Here is a 17,406-nt window from a genome sequence, read left to right as displayed (position 1 = left end):
CTATGCACCTTTTTGCGGCCAAACCCGGCGGGTTCGTGGACGACGAGGGCATCCTCGACCTGCAACAGACGCCCGGCGATATTGTTGTTCTTTCCGCGGCCGACAGCAGCTTGTCGGCATTGGCCCAGGGTGCCGAGCGGTTGGGCGAAGACTATCCCCGGGTGCGGCTGGCCAATTGGATGAACCTGCTCAAACCAGCCGCTTATGACCTCTATGAAACTAAGGTGCTGGAGCAGGCACGCCTGGTCGTTCTCTCGTTGCTGGGCGGCACGGGCTATTGGGAATATGGCTATGAACGGCTTTTGGCCTGGGCCGAGGCGGCTCCGGGGCGGCAGCTTATTGTGGTGCCCGGCTGTGAAGACCCGGACGAGGGGTTGCTCAAAGCCTCATCCGTGTCGTTTGAGACCGCCTGGTCTGTTTGGCGCTATTTGCGTGAAGGCGGTGCCGATGGTGCAGAGCAACTGCTGCGGTTTATCGCCGATCAATGTCTGCAGCTCGATTACCCCTGGCGCGAGCCCAAAGCCATCGCCAAGGCGGCGCTTTACCGCCCTGCTTCTGGCGGCGGTACCCATGAGACCACGCTGGCGCAGTGGCAGGAGTCCCGGCAATCCGGTCAGCCGGTTTGCATTCTGGTCTTCTACCGCAGCCACTTGCAGGGCGCCAACACGGAGGTTGTCGATGGCCTGATCCAGGCATTGCACTGCAAGGGGCTCAGCCCGTTGCCGGTGGTCGTGTCTTCGCTGAAAGACGATGATTGCCTGACCTTTATCAACCAGTTGATAGAGCAAACGGGCGCGACTTTAATCGTCAATACCACGGGATTTTCGATCAACCGGTCTCCAGGGGATGTGGATGCCCTGTCGAGCCCGGAAGGCGAGAGCACATTTGTCGGCAGGCCCGTTGTGCTGCAAGCAATGCTCTCAAGCAGTACGGAAGAGGATTGGCAGAGCCAGTCAGGCGGTTTGCGCAGTCGGGATGTGGCCATGCAGGTGGTGCTGCCTGAAATGGATGGCCGTGTGATCACCCGGGCCGTGGGCTTCAAAACCGAAGCCCACTACAGCGAGCTGTGCCAGTTGTCGGTTATCCGCCACCAGCTGAATCCGGAGCGGGCGGACTTTGTGGCCGAGCTGGCCCGACGTTTTTGCGTGCTTCGCCACACCCCCAACCATAAAAAACGTGTAGCGCTTATTCTGGCCAATTACCCCAACCGCGACGGGCGAATTGGCAATGGTGTTGGCCTGGATACGCCTGCTTCCACGGTCCGGATTCTGCGGAGTCTGAAAGCGTCAGGCTACCCGGTGGCCGACATACCAGCCGACGGCGCCGGTCTGATTGAGGCCCTGCAGTCAGTGGTGACCAACGCCGCGGATAGCATCGACCAGCGCGCCTGCGGGCAGAGCATTGCGGTAGAAGATTATCTGACCTGGTTCCAGACTCTGCCGTTGGCTCTGCAGCAATCGGTGTGGTCGCGCTGGGGGCACCCCCGCCAGGATCCCAAATGCCGCGCCGGTCGGCTGATGATTGCCGGCATTCGCCTGGGCGAAACCTTTGTCGGTATTCAGCCTGAACGAGATCTGGGCGAAAACCCAACGGCGACCTATCACGATACCGAACTGGCGCCACCCCACAGTTACCTGGCCTTTTATCTCTGGCTGCGTGAGCACTACCGCGTGGACGCGGTGGTCCACGTGGGTAAGCACGGCAACCTGGAATGGTTGCCAGGCAAGAGTACGGCCCTGTCCGCCGAGTGCTGGCCCGACATTGTGCTGGGCCCTATGCCGCTGTTCTATCCGTTCATTGTCAACGATCCGGGTGAGGGCGCACAGGCGAAGCGCCGCACCCAGGCGATTATTGTCGATCACCTGATGCCGCCCATGGCCCGGGCAGAACTCTATGGTGCCATGGCTGAACTGGAGGCGCTGACCGATGAGTATTATCAGGCGCTGGGGATGGACCCGCGCCGCGAGGCGCTGTTGCGTCAGTCGATTGTCGACCATCTGCGCCAGGCTGGCATCGACCAGGAGCTAAGCCAGGGCGTTACGGACGACGCCGAGGACAACGATGAAGCACTTCTCAATGAGCTGGATGGCTACCTCTGTGAGATCAAAGAATCCCAGATAAGGCACGGTTTGCACGTGCTGGGGGAGCTTCCCGAAGACGATAAACTCGCCGGTACCCTGGTGGCTTTGCTGCGGCTGCCGCGCGGGAGTGAGCCCGCCTATCGCGGTATTCTGCATAACCTGGTGGCGGATCTGGGCCTGGCCCTGGCCCCTGCGAGCCCGCCCGACGGCAGCAGCTTTGACCCGCTGGTCCCCGGGACAGGTGCCTGGGAGGGACCCCGCCCCGAGGCATTGCTAAAACTCAGCGACAGCCCCTGGCGCAGTGGGGCTGATACCCGTGATCGCCTGGAAACGTTGGCACACCAGATTGTGCTGGACCACGTCGTACAGGGTGATGTGAGTGAGGCGCTGGCCGCTGCCTACCCGGCTACAGCCGAGCAATGCCGTTACGCCCGCGACACCTTGCTGGCGGCCCTGAAGCGGGGCGTCCATATGGAAATCCAGTCACTGCTGGATGGTCTCAGCGGCTATTTTATTCCCCCTGGCCCGAGTGGCGCGCCTACGCGCGGGCGCCTGGATACCCTGCCCACCGGGCGAAACTTTTTCACGGTCGATAACCGGGCCATTCCTTCGCCTGCTGCCTGGACCCTGGGGGAAAAGTCCGCCCAGTCATTCATCGAGCGCTACCTGCAGGATAACGGTGACTTCCCCAAAAGCCTGGGCCTGTCTATCTGGGGTACGGCGGTCATGCGTACCGGTGGCGACGATATTGCCCAGGCGCTGGCGCTGATGGGCGTCAAGCCGGTGTGGTCCCTGGGTTCGCAGCGGGTGGTGGATGTTGAAGTTATTCCCACCATGCTGCTTGGCCGTCCGCGGGTGGACGTCACCCTGCGCGTGTCCGGCTTCTTTCGCGATGCGTTTCCCAATGTCATGCGGCTGTTCGATGCCGCTGTTCAGGCTGTCGTTGAGTATGAAGAGCCCGGCAACGAGAACACCATCCGCGATGCTGTGCTTGCGCGGCAGGCGGAACTTGAGGGACAGGAGCTTTCCGCTACCGAAGCCAGACGCCAGGCGAGCTACCGTATATTCGGCAGCCGACCAGGAGACTACGGCGCCGGTCTGAATCGTCTGATGGAGAAGCGCAACTGGCAGTCCCGGGATGATCTGGCCGAGGCCTATATTCAGGCCGGAGCCTATGCCTATGGTCAGTCCTCCGAATACGGCGTATCGGCCCGGTCGGACTTTGAACACCGGCTGGCGGGTATGGATTCGGTCCTGCATAACCAGGATAACCGGGAACACGACATTCTGGATTCCAATACCTATTTTGCCTTTCAGGGCGGCATGGCAAACGCCACCCATAGCCTGAGTGGCGCCATGCCGAGTACTTTTCATGCCGACCACGCCAACCCCGCTCAGCCGCGTATCCGCACGCTCAAAGAAGAGATTAACCGTGTTGTCAGGTCACGGGTGCTGAACCCGAAGTGGATCACGGCCATGCGTGAACACGGCTACAAGGGTGGCTTTGAAATGGCAGCGACAATCGATTCTCTGGTCGGGTACGATGCGACCACCGACCTGATCGCCGACTACCAGTACGAACAGGTTACCAATACGTTGCTGACCGACCCGAGCAACCAGCAATTCTTGCGCGACTACAACCTGTCGGCCCTGGAAGATATGGCGGAACGGTTGTTGGAGGCCGTACAGCGGGGCTTATGGAAAGAGCCCGGAGCTTACGCAGAGGTTTTACAGGACTTGCTACTCGATCTGGACGAAACGCGGGAGCGTGCCGGGACCACCGTCGGTAGAGGTCCCCATGGGGGATAAGGCCCAGATTAAAGGCTGGTGCCCCGGTGCCTGGCAACCGATGGCCTCCGGCGATGGTTTAATCGTGCGGGTGCGCCCCCGGCATGCGGAACTCACCCGACGGCAGATGCTGGCGCTCTGTGAGGCGGCCCAGCGTTGGGGGAGTGGGGTGATCGACCTCACCAATCGCGCCAACCTCCAACTGCGTGGCGTCCGTGAAGAGGCTTGGCACCCGCTCATGAAGGCATTGGTTCAGGCGCGTCTGGTTGAGGATGACCCCTCACTGGAGGCGCGTCGGAATCTGTTGGTGGCACCGGATTGGCAGCCGGGTGATGCCACACACCAGGCGACCACCGCCTTGCTGGACCAGCTCGCCGAGTTACCGGACTTACCCGCTAAGGTGGGTTTTGCCGTTGATGCAGGTGAAAGCCCTGTTCTGGCGGCGCATTCCGCGGACTTTCGCATTGAGCGTGCGGCGACCGGCCAACTGCTGGTTCGGCTTGACGGCCGTCAGAGGGGCACGCCGGTAGAGTCGCCTGCCGCCGCAGTGGCGCTCATTATCCGGTTGGCCCATTGGTTTGCCGAGTCCGGAGGGCTCCAGTCGGGGCGAATGCGACGCCACGAAGGCCTTTTGCCGCCTTGGGCGCCGGAATCTTTGCCGCCGGCAAAGTCCCGCCCGCCATTTGCCTTGGGGAACCATGCGCTGGGGGCGGTTTATGGGCTGCGTTATGGCCAAGTGAACGCCGAAACCCTGAGTCAACTACTGAAGACCAGCGACGTTGAATACATTCGAGTGACGCCCTGGCGTCGCTTTCTGGTCACCGGCGTTAAAGCCCGCTTTCTGGACGGCCTGTTGATCGATAACCAGGCACCAGAGCTAAAGATTGATGCCTGCCCCGGTGCACCTTATTGCGAGCAGGCCACCGTTGGTACGCGGCTACTGGCAACGCATCTGGCGGGCGCAACGAACGGCTCTCTGCACGTCTCCGGTTGCCCCAAGGGTTGCGCGCGGCGTCTGCCTGCGGACGTTTGTATTGTCGGCCGACACGGTCGTTATGACCTGATTTTTCGCGGAAGTGCTGATGGGACACCCCATGTCACTGGCCTGACGGAATCTCAGGTACGCCACTATTTTGGAGTTGAATAATGCTTCACACCTATGAAACAGACGGCTCTGCCATTTACCGGGAGTCCTTTGCGATTATCCGGGGCGAGGCGAATCTCGACCATTTTTCCGAAGACGAAGAGCCGGTGGCAGTGCGCATGATTCATGCGTTGGGCATGGTAGAGCTGGCTCCGTCGATATTATTCGGGGATCAAATGGTTTCCCGGGCACGGGCCTCATTGGAGCAGGGAGCGCCAATCCTGTGTGACACCCGCATGGTCGCCGAGGGCATCACCCGGAAAAGACTACCGGCGGATAACGCTATCGTCTGTACCTTAACCGATGACCGGGTTCCGGCGCTGGCGAAGGAGATGGGCAATACCCGTTCGGCGGCGGCGCTGGAGTTATGGCGGCCTTTCCTGGACGGTGCCGTGGTGGCCATTGGTAACGCACCCACGGCCTTGTTTCATTTGCTCAATATGCTGCAAGACCCGAGCTGTCCGCGACCGGCGGCAATTATTGGCTGCCCGGTTGGCTTTGTGGGTGCGGCGGAATCGAAGCAGGCACTCTGGGACAGCGGCGCCGCGCCTTGCTGTATTGTGCGGGGCCGTCTGGGAGGCAGCGCGGTCACCGTGGCCGCCGTCAACGCTATAGCGGATCGAACAGAATGAAGAAGGGTACAATCTACGGTGTGGGCCTGGGCCCGGGGGCTCAGGATTTGATGAGCGTGCGCGCAGACAAGCTGATCCGGCAGGTCCGCCATATCGCCTATTTCCGTAAAAAAGGGCGCAAGGGCCATGCGCGTAGCATCGTAGAAGGCATGCTGGCGGACTCGGTCATAGAGCTGCCCATGGAATACCCGGTGACCACCGAAATTCCCGTTAGTGATCCGCGATACAACGAGTTATTGTCTGGCTTCTATCAGTCCTGTGTTGATCATCTGACCAGGCTGACCCAGGCCGGGGAAGATGTGGTTGTCCTGTGTGAAGGGGACCCGTTTTTCTACGGCTCTTTCATGCACCTTTTTACGCGTCTCAAAGACAGAGTGCCGGTTTCGGTGGTGCCCGGTATTACCGGTATGTCCGCTGCCTGGACGGCGACAGGGCAGCCATTCACATGGGGCGACGACGTGATGACTGTCGCTATGGGGACTTTACCCGAAGCCGACCTGGCCCAGCGGATAGCGGAGACCGATGCGCTCGTGGTCATGAAAATTGGTCGCAATCTCGCTAAAGTCCGGCGTGCGCTGGATCTGGCCGGGCGGATTGATCAAGCCTGGCTGGTCGAATACGCCGCCATGACGGAGGAGCGCGTCTTGCCCTTCCGGGAAGCCGGGGACATTGCGCCTTACTTTTCGATTTTGCTGATCCATGGCAATGGGAGGCGACCATGACCGGTTCACTCGTCATCGCCGGATTGGGACCGGGCGCGGCGGAACTGGTGACCCCGCAAGTGAGTCTCGCACTGCAGGAGGCAACCGACGTGGTGGGTTATGGCTCCTATGTGGAGCGCGTTCCGCCCCACCCAAATCAGGTTCGGCATATTTCGGATAACCGCGAGGAGCTGGATCGGGCTCGGCATGCGCTGCAACTGGCGGCAGCGGGCCGCAAGGTGGCGGTGGTATCGTCCGGTGATGCCGGAGTGTTTGCCATGGCATCGGCTCTTTATGAGGCGCTGGAATCTGGCGACCCCGCCTGGCGTTCTCTGGATATACGGGTTTTACCGGGCATCTCCGCCATGCTGGCGGCCAGTGCCCGGGTTGGCGCTCCGCTGGGGCATGATTTTTGTTGCATTAACCTGTCAGACAATCTCAAGCCCTGGGATCTCATCGAAAAGCGGCTACGCCTGGCGGCCGACGCGGATTTTGCCATGGCGCTGTACAACCCTCGCTCGAAAGCGCGTCCAGAGGGTTTCGCTCGTGCGCTCAAGGTGTTACTGGAGGCCTGCGGGCCCGAACGGGTCATGATATTTGCCCGGGCCGTCTCGACGCCTGAGGAGCAGGTTCTTATCACCACTCTGGCCGATAGCAAGCCGGAAATGGCCGATATGCGGACCCTGGTTATGGTCGGATCAAGCCTGACCCGGGTCATTGACCGAAATGGGCAAGCCTGGGCTTACACACCGAGGTCCACCGCATGACGGAGCCAGTGCAAAGCCTGGTCGACATCGTGCACTTCATGGCGGGTGGCGAGAGCAGGACGATTGATCATCAGCACCGGCAGCCCCAACTGGCGAGCCGCCACCAGCTTGGCCGCCGCGCCCTCGCCGCCGGCGTTCTTACTCACGATTCGGTCGATACGATGGCGCTTGAGCAGAGCCAGGTCGCCTTTCGCCGTGAAAGGTCCCCGATCAACAGTGACGGTACAGTCAGGAAGCGGCAAGGGACCCGCGGGCTCGTCGACAAGCCGCAACACATAGTGATGCTGCGGTTGTGCCTGGAACGCCTCAAGGTGTTGACGGCCGATGGCCAGCATGACTCGCTGGCGAGGGCCCGCCAACGCCTGAACCGCCGCCTCGACGTTGGCAACCTCTTGCCAGTGGTCGCCTTTGACAGGTTGCCAGGGCGGGCGGGTGAGTGCCAGCAAGTGAATACTGCTCTGTGCGCTGGCCAGGACCGCGTTCCGGCTTATCTGTTCGGCAAAGGGGTGGGTGGCGTCAACCAGATGCGTGAAGCCCTCGGCGCGCAAAAATTCTGCCAATCCTTCAGGCCCGCCGAATCCGCCGGTACGAACCGGTATCGGTTGAGGCTTTGGCGATCTGACTCGGCCTGCATAGCTATACAGCGCCGGCACACGAGCATCAGCCAGGGCCTTGGCCAACACCCCTGCTTCCGTCGTACCGCCAAGGATCAGGACTTTAATCATGGTTAATCCTGGGAACGCCCATTGGCTGACTATTATAGGGTGGGGCGAGCGTGGCACATCGGGCATTACGCCGGCAAGTCTGAATGCCCTGGAACAGGCGGAGATTATTTTCGGGGCCCACCGGCACCTGAAGGTTTTGTCTGGTGTTGATGCCGACGTTCGTGAGTGGCCGGTGCCCTTTGCAGAGGGTGTTCCAATGCTCCTGGCTGAACGGGGCCGGCGGGTGGTCATGCTGGTCTCGGGCGATCCGTTCTGGTTTGGGGCCGGGACCGTGCTCGCGCGACATCTGGACCCGTCGGAATGGGCTATATACCCAGGACCCTCCACCTTTAGCCTGGCTGCGTCGCGATTGGCTTGGGGGTTGGAGTCGACCCAGTGCCTGGGGCTGCACGCTGCGCCGCTTACCCGCATTCGCCCCTTTCTTCAGCCAGGTCAGCGGCTGCTGGTCCTGTTACGCGACGGTGGGGCGGTAGCCGAGCTTGGCCGTCAAATCACTCAATGGGGGTTCGGGCCCACCGTGATGCACATTCTTGAGGCACTGGATGGTCCGGGGGAACGCCTTCGCAGGATCAATGCTGATCAGAGTCCGCCGGACGATGTTCAACACCCGGTTGCCCTGGGGCTTGAGGTGGCTGGCGAGGGGCCGCCCTTACCGTGCACAGCTGGCATACCCGACGATTTTTTCGAACACGATGGCCAGATTACCAAGCAATCGGTTCGTGCCTTGACCCTGTCGGCGTTGGCGCCGAAGGCGGGCGAGAGATTGTGGGACATAGGGGCCGGTTCTGGTGCTGTTTCGATCGAATGGCTGCTTGCTCACCCGGACAACCAGGCCATTGGCTTTGAGGCATCGGTGGAACGAGCGGCCCGGGCTGCCCGAAATGCCCGGTCGCTGGGCGTGGACTGGCTGGCGCTGGTCGAGGGGCAGGCGCCGGAGGTGTTAGCCAATCAACCCCTGCCAGATGCCGTGTTCATCGGCGGTGGCTTGTCACAGGCTCTGCTTCAGGCGCTTTGGGAGCGCCTGCCGCAAGGGGTTCGAATCGTGGCCAATGCGGTGACACTGGAATCGGAAAGCCTGCTGATGCAATGGCATCAGGCCCGAGGAGGAGAATTGGTCCATCTGGCTTTTTCATCGGCCGGGCCAATCGGACCCCGGCGTGGCTGGAAGGCTCAGTATCCCATCATTCAGTGGCGGGTGACGACATGACGGTAGCGGGGTTTGGTCACCGCCGGGGAGCGCAGTTATCCTCTCTGGCCGAAGTCCTGGAGCGACTGATCCAGCACTATGGCCAGGTGGATAGACTCGTGGCGCTGGCCGACAAGGCCGAGCTGGTTCAGCTACTGGGCGCTGAGCGGGGGCTTCCCGTGGTCCTTATAGAAGGTGATGTCTGTGTGGGAGTCGAGACACTCACGCGCTCGCGACACAGTCAGCACGCTAAAAATACCGGCAGCGTCGCCGAAGCGCTGGCGTTGCTTGGGGCGGGGCAGGATTCACGCCTGCTTGGGCCCCGTCAGATCTCGGCAGATCGAATGGCCACCGGCGCTATAGCGGAACACATAATCTTATGACGGTACATTTTATTGGCGCCGGCCCCGGCGCCCCGGATTTACTCACCCTGAGAGGCCGCGATTTAATCACGGCCTCGCCGGTTTGTCTCTTTGCCGGCTCGCTGGTGCCGGAGGAAATACTGGCCCATTGTCCAGCCCATGCACGGGTCGTTAATACGGCGCCTCTGGCTTTGGATCAGATTATTGAGGAAATCCAGCGGGCGCACGCGGAGGGCCTGGACGTTGTTCGTCTTCACTCTGGCGACCTGTCGGTCTGGTCCGCCATGGGCGAGCAACTCCGGCGCCTTGAACAATTGCAAATCCCCTATTCGATCACTCCCGGAGTTCCCTCGTTTGCCGCGGCCGCAGCCAGTCTTGGCAAGGAGCTCACCCTTCCGGGTATCGCCCAGTCCGTTGTGCTGACCCGCACCCAGGGGAGGGCCAGTGCCATGCCAGAGAATGAAACGCTGGCACATTTCGCTCGCACCCAGGCCACGTTGGCCATCCATCTTTCCATTCATAACCTTTCCCATGTGGTGGAAGAGTTGAAACCATTCTACGGTGATGACTGCCCCGCCGCGATCGTCTGGCGTGCCAGCTGGCCGGACGAGCGGATAGTCCGGGGCACTTTGGCTACGCTGGAGCAGGCGGTGGGTTCAACGCTTACCCGCACCGCACTGATACTGGTAGGCAAGGCGCTGGCAACCAACGATTTTCAGGAAAGCCGCCTGTACGCTGTAGGCTACGATCGACGCTTCCGGCCGCAATCGGCAGACTCGCCATTTGCCGACGAGGATGGCCATGATTGAGCTGGCCCTGATCGGAATTGGTACCGGAAATCCGGACCATGTCACCTTGGCTGCGGTTCGCGCTTTGAATGATGCTGATCTGATTCTGTTGCCGCGCAAAGGAGACTCTAAAGCAGACCTGGTGGACCTGCGTCGCCTGCTCTGCGAGCGACTGCTTGAGTCAGACCGCCCAGCCAGGATAGTCGAGTTTGATCTGCCGACCCGTCAGGACAGTTCTGACTACCTGAAGGCGGTGGAAGAGTGGCATAGCGCCATAGCCGCCGTGTGGGGAGATATGGTCGATACCCACCTGCCTGATGGCGGCCGCGTTGCGCTGATGATCTGGGGCGACCCATCGTTGTATGACAGCAGTCTGCGGATTGCCGACCGTTTGAGTGAGCAGGGTAAACCCGTTGAGGTCCGCGTGATACCGGGCATTACCAGCCTGCAGGTGCTGACGGCGGAACACCGTGTTCCGCTCAATACCCTCGCGGAACCGGTGTTGATCACCACGGGGCGACGCCTGCGGGAGCGCGGTTGGCCGGCGGACGTACCCAGTGTCGCGGTTATGCTCGATGGCGGCAGTGCTTTCAGCTCTGTCCCCCCTAAAGACATTTATATCTGGTGGGGAGCCTATCTGGGAATGGACAAGCAGTGTTTGATGGCGGGCTGGTTAAGCGAGACTGGCCCTCAGATTACACAGCGCAGGGCGGAACTCAGACAGGAATTCGGCTGGATAATGGACATTTATTTACTGGCGAAGCAATAGCTACGCCCGCTCACCGTTAAGGAGCCTGATCATGCGTGAACGCGCCAAAAACCCCGAACGCCATGCCCGCCGCATGGAAGCCAAACAGAAAATCATGCAGGAGCGTATAGCTAACGCCCAGAAAGAGCAGGGCGTGTTGCTGGTGCTCACCGGCCCCGGCAAGGGCAAGAGCAGCTCCGGCTTTGGCATGGTGGCCCGGGCACTCGGCCATGGCATGAAAGTGGGCATTATCCAGTTCATCAAGGGCGCCTTCAGCACCGGTGAGGAAGCCTTCTTCCGGGACCTACCCAATGTCGACTACCACGTCATGGGTCAGGGCTACACCTGGGACACCAAGAACCGGGAGCAGGACGTGGAAGCCGCCAATGCCGCCTGGGATGTGGCGGCCGCGATGCTGAAGGACGACAGCTACGACCTGATCCTGCTGGACGAACTCAACATCGCCCTGAAATACGACTACATCGACCTGGACCGGGTGCTGGATGATCTGCAGGCCCGGCCGGAGATGCAGCATGTGGTGGTCACCGGTCGTTCAGCGCCGCAGGAACTGGTGGATCTGGCGGACACAGTGACGGAAATGGGCATTGTGAAGCATGCCTTCAAGGATCAGGGCGTGAAGGCCCAGAAAGGCGTAGAGCTGTAACAGGCGGGAACCCATGACCACACTGATGATACAGGGCACCACCTCCGACGCCGGCAAAACCACGGTGGTGGCCGCCCTGTGCCGGTGGCTGGCGCGCCAGGGCATTTCCGTGGCGCCGTTCAAGCCCCAGAACATGGCCCTCAACAGCGCGGTTACCGTGGATGGTGGCGAGATTGGCCGCTCCACCGCCCTTCAGGCCCTGGCCTGTGGCCTGGAGCCCCACAGCGACATGAACCCGGTATTGCTCAAGCCCCAGAGTGATCGGGGCGCCCAGGTGATCCTGCGGGGCAAGGTCCATGGCAATATGGATGCGCTGGATTACCACGCCTACAAGGCGGAGGCGATGACCTCGGTGATGAACGCATGGCGCGATTTGAGCGCCCGTTATGACGTGATCATTGCTGAAGGCGCTGGCAGCCCCGCCGAGATCAACCTGCGCACCAATGATATCGCTAACATGGGTTTCGCCGAAGCGGCGGACTGCCCGGTGCTGCTGGTCGGCGATATCGACAAGGGCGGCGTGTTCGCGCAACTGGTGGGCACCCTGGAACTGGTTTCCGACAGCGAACGGGCACGCACCAAAGGCTTTATCATCAACCGTTTCCGGGGCGATATCGCCCTGCTGGAACCGGGGCTGGACTGGCTGGCCGAACGCACCGGAAAACCCGTAACCGGCGTACTGCCTTACCTGCACGGACTGGTGATCGACGCCGAAGACAGCGTGGGCACCAGTGGCACCAGCAAGGCCGGCGCGCTGAACGTGATCGTTCCGGTATTGCCCCGCATCAGCAACCATAACGATTTCGATCCCCTGCGCCTGCACCCCGGAGTTAACCTCCAGTTCATCGGCCCCGACCAGTCCATCCCCCCGGCGGACCTGATCCTGCTACCCGGTAGCAAGAGCACCCGCCACGACCTGCAGTGGCTGAAGGCACAGGGGTGGCCTGCGGCGATCCGCAAGCATCTGCGATACGGTGGCAAAGTCTTCGCCATCTGCGGCGGTTTTCAGATGTTGGGTACCGAGGTACAGGACCCGGACGGACTGGAAGGCGAGGCCGGTAACACCGAAGGCCTGGGCCTTCTGGACATGACCACACGCATGGTGGACGGCAAGCAGCTGAAGAACGTAACCGGCACACTCGCCATCGGCCCGGACAAAGCCAGCTTCACCGGCTATGAAATGCATAACGGTGTCACCACCGGGCCTGCTCTGGCATCCCCCATGGCTGAACTGAATGGCAGACCGGACGGCGCCATCAGCGTGGATGGTCTGGTAGCGGGTACCTACGTTCACGGCATCTTCGATCAACCCGAAGCCTGCACCGCGATCCTACACTGGGCGGGCCTGGGTGCCGACACAGAGCTGTCGGGCGAGGCGGTGAATTACCAGCAACACCGCCAACAACAACTGGACCGGCTGGCAGACCTGGTGGAAGACCATCTGGACACGGATTGGCTACGCAACCTGCTGGGCCTCGGCAAACAGGACACACAAAACCGATGACCGACCACAACCGCCCTTTCAGCGATAATGAACGCGATGGCCTTTACCGAGCCATCTACGAACGGCGGGATGTCCGATCCCAGTTTCTGCCCGACCCGATCCCGGCGGACGTCCTGGCCCGCCTGCTTAGCGCCGCCCACCACGCCCCATCGGTGGGCTTTATGCAGCCCTGGGACTTTATCGTTATCGACAGCACCGAGGTGCGCCAGTCCGTCCTCGACATCTTCGAGGAAGAGAACCGCAAGGCCGCCGATAACTACAGCGGCGAGCGCAATACCCGCTACAAGAGCCTGAAGCTCCAGGGCATCCTTGAAAGCCCCATCAACCTCTGCATCACCTGCGATCGCAGCCGCGGCGGCACCCACGTGCTGGGCCGCAACTCGATTGTGGAAACCGACCTGTTCAGCACCTGTCTGGCAGTACAGAACCTGTGGCTGGCCGCCCGCGCCGAAGGCATAGGCGTGGGCTGGGTCAGCATCCTGGATCAGCAGAAGCTCGCTAGCACGCTTAACCTGCCGGAACAGGTTTATCCGCTGGCCTACCTGTGCCTGGGCTACGTCAGCGAATTCCTCGACCAGCCGGAACTGCAGGCCAAAGGCTGGCGCTCACGGTTGCCGATTGAGGAGCTGGTGCATGGCAACGGCTGGGGGCAGCCGCAGGAAAACGTCGAGCTGAAGGTGGCACTAAAAAAACAGGAGCGGAATTGAGGGCAGTCAGGCATCTAGTGGGCTGCTGATGCCGCGCTCATGGGTGCCGACCACATGAGTGTATATTTGAGTGGTGCTGAGGTCGTTGTGGCCCAGTAATTCCTGAATGCTGCGAATGTCTGTGCCTCGCTTTAACAGATTGGTTGCGAAGCTGTGGCGGAAAGTGTGACAGCTGGCTTTCTTTCGTATACCCGTTGCCCTGATCGCGTCATTTACTGACCGACGAATATGCTGTTCACCGACATGATGCCGTCGCCGAACCCCTGAGCGGGGATCAATCGACAGGCGCATTGCCGGGAAAACGTATTGCCAGCCAGGACTACGCGCTGCTTTGGGGTACTTTTTGGCTAGCGCACCAGGCATGTAGACCTCGCCAAAACCATCTTCCAGATCCTGCCGATGGAGAGAGAGGGCGAATTCCACTTGATTCTTCAGGCTCTCACAAATTGAGGCTGGCAGGATTGTGCGTCGCCATTTGTCACCCTTGGTTTCCCGTATAAACAGACACGGTTCCGAAAAATCCACATCCTGCACCCGCAAGCGCGTTGCCTCCATCACCCGCAAACCAGAGCCATACATCAGGCTGGCTACCAGCCTGTTAGTGCCCTGCATATTCGACAACACCGACATCGCTTCATCATGACTAAAAACCGTTGGTAACTTGCGGCCACGATTTGTGTTGGTGAACTGCAGGTTGCCCAGTTCTCTGCCGAGAAACTGGTGATACATGAAAACCACCGCATTCAACGCTGTTTTCTGCGTGTTGACCGCCACGTTGCGATTGTTCGCCAGATGACTTAACCACGCATTCACCTCCTCTGCACCCATGGATTCCGGATGGCGTTTTTCGTGGAACCGGATAAATTCCCGTACCCAGTTGCAGTAGGTTTTCTCGGTGCGATAAGCCAGGTGCCGGGCGCGAATAAATGCGCGGAAACGATCCATGAACCGGGTCGGGATAGCTGGCAGTGGGACTGGAATGTCATCCATGAATACAAGTCCTTTTGGTGCTGTATATGCATACAGTTTATGTAGGGCTTGCGGCGTTGGCAACTGGAAAAATGATCATTGCGACCATGAACTGGGTGAGTTTGTAGAAACCTGTAAGTTTCCTTTCTAAATCAGTGGTATGGAAGGGTGGTTGAAAAAGTGGATAGTGGTCTTTGTGATCATTTTTGTTTGGGACGGCGGTCAGGAAAACAGCCAGAACTTATTGACCTGACGGGATTTTCTGCCTAGTTTTGGGAAACTGTTGAATTGAGATATGAGTCAGTGGAAAAGTGATCATTCAGACTCATATACAAATGTTATGCACCACATGGATGATGAGTCGTGAGTAAGATTTTGTATTTACTGATGCTGTGTATTTTGGTGGCTGGGTGTAGCAGCAAAGCCGTGTATGACAATATGCAGCGGAACAACCGACAAGAATGCGTCAGTGTGCCACCCGCTCAGTATGAAGAATGCATCGAACGTTCCAGTAAGTCATACGAAGAGTACAAGAGAGATCGGGCAGAAATGCTCAAGTCCGAATAATAGAGCCGCGGGCCCTCAAGAATCGGGCTCATAGGCCTGCAGAGCGGTAGCGGCGGCATAACAAGGCGCATCAATACGCGGCCGAGGGCCGCCGGACGCCCTTTCCATTGCGGCTGCGCCTCCATTACAAGGGCGCCGTTGAGCGCTGGCGTTAAGCTCTAAGGGGTACAACGTGCAGTTTTTAAGTATGTTGGGGAAAAAGCTCAAGTCTGATGATGTCATCGAATTACTTGAGCACTTCGATATTGATGTTGTGTACGACTTTGATCGACTGCACGAGGGTATGGAGGACGCCTATTGGGCCTCTGCTCACCAGCAAGGTTTTCAGTTCAGATTTGATGAAGAGCAGACTTTAGACGTTATTTTTTTGTACATGGCAGAACGACATGGCTTCGCGCCGATTAACGAAGCTGAGATAGAGGTTCCAATTTATCCCTCCTTCGTTGCTGCAAAAGAAAGTTTTGAAGCTTCAGGGAAGGAGTACACCAGCAGCCCGAGCGATGATCCAAGCAGTGAGCTTTACCAACGCTGGATCAAGTCAATGTCCGATAGTCACACTGTGCACTATGAATTCGTGGACAAAAGGCTGCGGATGATAACTATGAGTTTGGTCAAGTGAGCGAGAAAAGCTTAACAATCAGCTGTTGTCGGACGCACCTACGCTGCGCTCCGGTGCGCCGCAAAGCCAAGCGTTATGTGGGAGAGATGATCGTCAGAATACTAATGTTGTTGATCTTAATTTCAGCTACCTCTGCAGCGGCTGAAGATTTCACAGGCTCTTGGAGTATCGTCTACCCACAAAATGGGATTGAACAGCATGACGATTACTTTGAGCTCTACCTGATCCAGCAAGGTAACGAAATTTGCGGTTTGCATTTTGGGTCTGCTAGAGGCTCCGCGAAAATTGATTCAAGCTTCGGCTCAGAGCCAAGCCCTACAGTGTCAGGCGAGGTCGAAAAGAACATGGCCAGGATCGAAATAAATAGCTCCCAATCTGTTGCACCAATAGACGGAGTTTTCGTCCATCATGGCGTTTTTGGCAGTTGGAGAGTAAACGATCCTGGGAAAGATAGACCGATAACTATTCCCGCGAGTGCAGAATTAAAGTCTGTGCCGCCGGTCGACTTAGGATCGATAGATTTGAAGGAATTGTGCGCCCAATAGCACATAACAATTCACAGCACTCGGACGCCACGTGCGTGGCGCCGGTGTGTTACGCGTTAAAGGCCTGGCTGTCGTGTTCTTGGGCATGGTGTTTGGGGCCTGCTTCGGTGTTTGGCCTCGGCAGAAACACATCCCCTGGTTTGCCATCGGCGTTGGCTGGTCATTCAGTGCAAATGTCGCGGGGCCATCCGGTTTTACGTCGGACAAAACCCACTCATTCGGTGCTCTGGTTCCTGGCGCTATGGGTCAAGCTGGTACAAAGTAACGGGAGTCGGCATTCGGTATTGGGTGCCAATACAAAACAACGGGTAAACGGCCCTTAACCAGGCGGTCAACCGGACACCATATCCCTTGCGGGCTATGGTTCCCTGCGCTTCGCTCCGGTGCCGGTTACCGCTAGCGTTATGTTTTAAGGAGTAGTCGTGGATCGAGCCATTCTTAGAATTGCATCAATGGTTTATTGCGCATCGTTAGCGGTCTACTTCTGGCTCGTTTTCAGCCCACAAAGCGACCTGCCTCAGGAGGTTCTGTGGTATATGCAATGGTGGTATTCACAGCCGAGCACGCAACTTCAGTCTTTATGGGCAAATGTAAGCACAGCCCTGCTAGCCATGGCCTTTATTTCAGCGATTTTTTTAGCGTTCTTGAAAAAGTGGGCGGGGTATGTCTTTTTGGGCAGTAATTTGATTGTTCTGGGCGCCCAGTGGCTCATGGCAGACTATGCACCACAGACAAGCCTGCTTGCCAGCATTGAAAATCTGACACTCATATCGGTAGGTTGTATTTTGGCCGTGTTTGTCTTATCGAGTCGCCTCGGCACGTTTAAAACATAACCAGGCCAGGCACGGCGACGCCTTTTTCGTTGCGGCTTCGCCTCCACTACAAAGCCGCGCGTGCTGAGCGGCGTTA

General features: G+C 59.1%; 17 protein-coding genes. 15 read left to right on the top strand and 2 right to left on the bottom strand.

Features of this window, described 5'->3' with window-relative positions; translation table 11 throughout:
- Positions 1-2: 2 nt before the first annotated feature.
- The 5 genes from cobN to cobJ are packed head-to-tail and all read left to right on the top strand — an operon-like array spanning position 3 to position 7,113.
- Entirely contained in the window at positions 3-3,890 is a 3,888-nt protein-coding gene (gene cobN / locus ACQUWM_RS15380) for a cobaltochelatase subunit CobN (protein ID WP_428922733.1), read from the top strand.
- Positions 3,880-5,016, top strand: a complete 1,137-nt coding sequence (locus ACQUWM_RS15375; RefSeq protein WP_428922732.1) for a cobalamin biosynthesis protein CobG — start codon at positions 3,880-3,882, stop codon at positions 5,014-5,016. Before cobN ends, ACQUWM_RS15375 begins: the two co-directional genes overlap by 11 nt.
- Positions 5,016-5,645: a precorrin-8X methylmutase gene (locus ACQUWM_RS15370; protein ID WP_428922731.1), complete on the top strand. Its 630-nt coding sequence runs from the start codon at positions 5,016-5,018 to the stop codon at positions 5,643-5,645. The genes ACQUWM_RS15375 and ACQUWM_RS15370 overlap by 1 nt, the downstream gene beginning before the upstream one ends.
- Positions 5,642-6,367, top strand: coding sequence for a precorrin-2 C(20)-methyltransferase (cobI, locus tag ACQUWM_RS15365; protein ID WP_428922730.1), 726 nt, complete (start codon positions 5,642-5,644; stop codon positions 6,365-6,367). The genes ACQUWM_RS15370 and cobI overlap by 4 nt, the downstream gene beginning before the upstream one ends.
- Positions 6,364-7,113: a precorrin-3B C(17)-methyltransferase gene (gene cobJ, locus ACQUWM_RS15360; RefSeq protein ID WP_407001938.1), complete on the top strand. Its 750-nt coding sequence runs from the start codon at positions 6,364-6,366 to the stop codon at positions 7,111-7,113. The genes cobI and cobJ overlap by 4 nt, the downstream gene beginning before the upstream one ends.
- Here cobJ and ACQUWM_RS15355 read toward each other — a convergent pair.
- On the bottom strand, positions 7,089-7,838 hold the full coding sequence (locus ACQUWM_RS15355; RefSeq protein WP_428922729.1) for a cobalt-precorrin-6A reductase: 750 nt from the start codon (positions 7,836-7,838) through the stop codon (positions 7,089-7,091). The two genes, cobJ and ACQUWM_RS15355, sit on opposite strands and share 25 nt — an antisense overlap.
- On the opposite strand from ACQUWM_RS15355, the gene cbiE reads away from it, so the two are divergent.
- From cbiE to bluB, 7 genes are read left to right on the top strand one after another with little or no spacing between them, the layout of a single operon-like run.
- Positions 7,837-9,045: a precorrin-6y C5,15-methyltransferase (decarboxylating) subunit CbiE gene (cbiE, locus tag ACQUWM_RS15350; protein WP_428922728.1), complete on the top strand. Its 1,209-nt coding sequence runs from the start codon at positions 7,837-7,839 to the stop codon at positions 9,043-9,045. The genes ACQUWM_RS15355 and cbiE overlap by 2 nt on opposite strands.
- A complete protein-coding gene (locus ACQUWM_RS15345; RefSeq protein WP_407001941.1) occupies positions 9,042-9,407 on the top strand; it encodes a cobalamin biosynthesis protein in 366 nt (121 codons plus the stop codon). The genes cbiE and ACQUWM_RS15345 overlap by 4 nt, the downstream gene beginning before the upstream one ends.
- Positions 9,404-10,195, top strand: coding sequence for a precorrin-4 C(11)-methyltransferase (cobM, locus tag ACQUWM_RS15340; RefSeq protein WP_428922727.1), 792 nt, complete (start codon positions 9,404-9,406; stop codon positions 10,193-10,195). The genes ACQUWM_RS15345 and cobM overlap by 4 nt, the downstream gene beginning before the upstream one ends.
- The gene (gene cobF / locus ACQUWM_RS15335; protein ID WP_428922726.1) at positions 10,188-10,943 is read left to right on the top strand and encodes a precorrin-6A synthase (deacetylating); all 756 of its coding nucleotides are present in this window, start codon (positions 10,188-10,190) and stop codon (positions 10,941-10,943) included. Before cobM ends, cobF begins: the two co-directional genes overlap by 8 nt.
- A gap of 31 nt (positions 10,944-10,974) precedes the next feature.
- The gene (gene cobO, locus ACQUWM_RS15330; protein WP_428922725.1) at positions 10,975-11,586 is read left to right on the top strand and encodes a cob(I)yrinic acid a,c-diamide adenosyltransferase; all 612 of its coding nucleotides are present in this window, start codon (positions 10,975-10,977) and stop codon (positions 11,584-11,586) included.
- 13 nt (positions 11,587-11,599) lie between these two features.
- Positions 11,600-13,090 carry a cobyric acid synthase gene (locus ACQUWM_RS15325; protein WP_428922724.1) on the top strand — a complete coding sequence of 497 codons (1,491 nt, stop codon included), beginning with the start codon at positions 11,600-11,602 and terminating at the stop codon, positions 13,088-13,090.
- A complete protein-coding gene (gene bluB / locus ACQUWM_RS15320) occupies positions 13,087-13,797 on the top strand; it encodes a 5,6-dimethylbenzimidazole synthase (protein ID WP_428922723.1) in 711 nt (236 codons plus the stop codon). The genes ACQUWM_RS15325 and bluB overlap by 4 nt, the downstream gene beginning before the upstream one ends.
- A 6-nt stretch (positions 13,798-13,803) precedes the next feature.
- Here the strand turns inward: bluB and ACQUWM_RS15315 are convergent, their stop codons facing one another.
- A complete protein-coding gene (locus tag ACQUWM_RS15315; protein WP_428922722.1) occupies positions 13,804-14,787 on the bottom strand; it encodes an integron integrase in 984 nt (327 codons plus the stop codon).
- A gap of 718 nt (positions 14,788-15,505) precedes the next feature.
- Between ACQUWM_RS15315 and ACQUWM_RS15310 the strand changes: the two genes are divergently transcribed.
- The 3 genes from ACQUWM_RS15310 to ACQUWM_RS15300 all read left to right on the top strand — a co-directional run bounded on the left by ACQUWM_RS15310 (position 15,506) and on the right by ACQUWM_RS15300 (position 17,330).
- Complete coding sequence (locus tag ACQUWM_RS15310) at positions 15,506-15,952, top strand: hypothetical protein (protein ID WP_428922721.1); 447 nt, start codon at positions 15,506-15,508, stop codon at positions 15,950-15,952.
- A complete protein-coding gene (locus tag ACQUWM_RS15305) occupies positions 15,949-16,497 on the top strand; it encodes a hypothetical protein (RefSeq protein WP_428922720.1) in 549 nt (182 codons plus the stop codon). Before ACQUWM_RS15310 ends, ACQUWM_RS15305 begins: the two co-directional genes overlap by 4 nt.
- A gap of 422 nt (positions 16,498-16,919) precedes the next feature.
- Positions 16,920-17,330 carry a hypothetical protein gene (locus tag ACQUWM_RS15300; RefSeq protein WP_428922626.1) on the top strand — a complete coding sequence of 137 codons (411 nt, stop codon included), beginning with the start codon at positions 16,920-16,922 and terminating at the stop codon, positions 17,328-17,330.
- Positions 17,331-17,406: the final 76 nt, after the last annotated feature.

Source organism: Marinobacter sp. DUT-3 (assembly GCF_050379435.1).
Classification (GTDB): Bacteria; Pseudomonadota; Gammaproteobacteria; order Pseudomonadales; family Oleiphilaceae; genus Marinobacter.
Note: the sequence above shows the minus strand (reverse complement) of the source record. Positions and strands in the feature narration are given on the sequence as shown.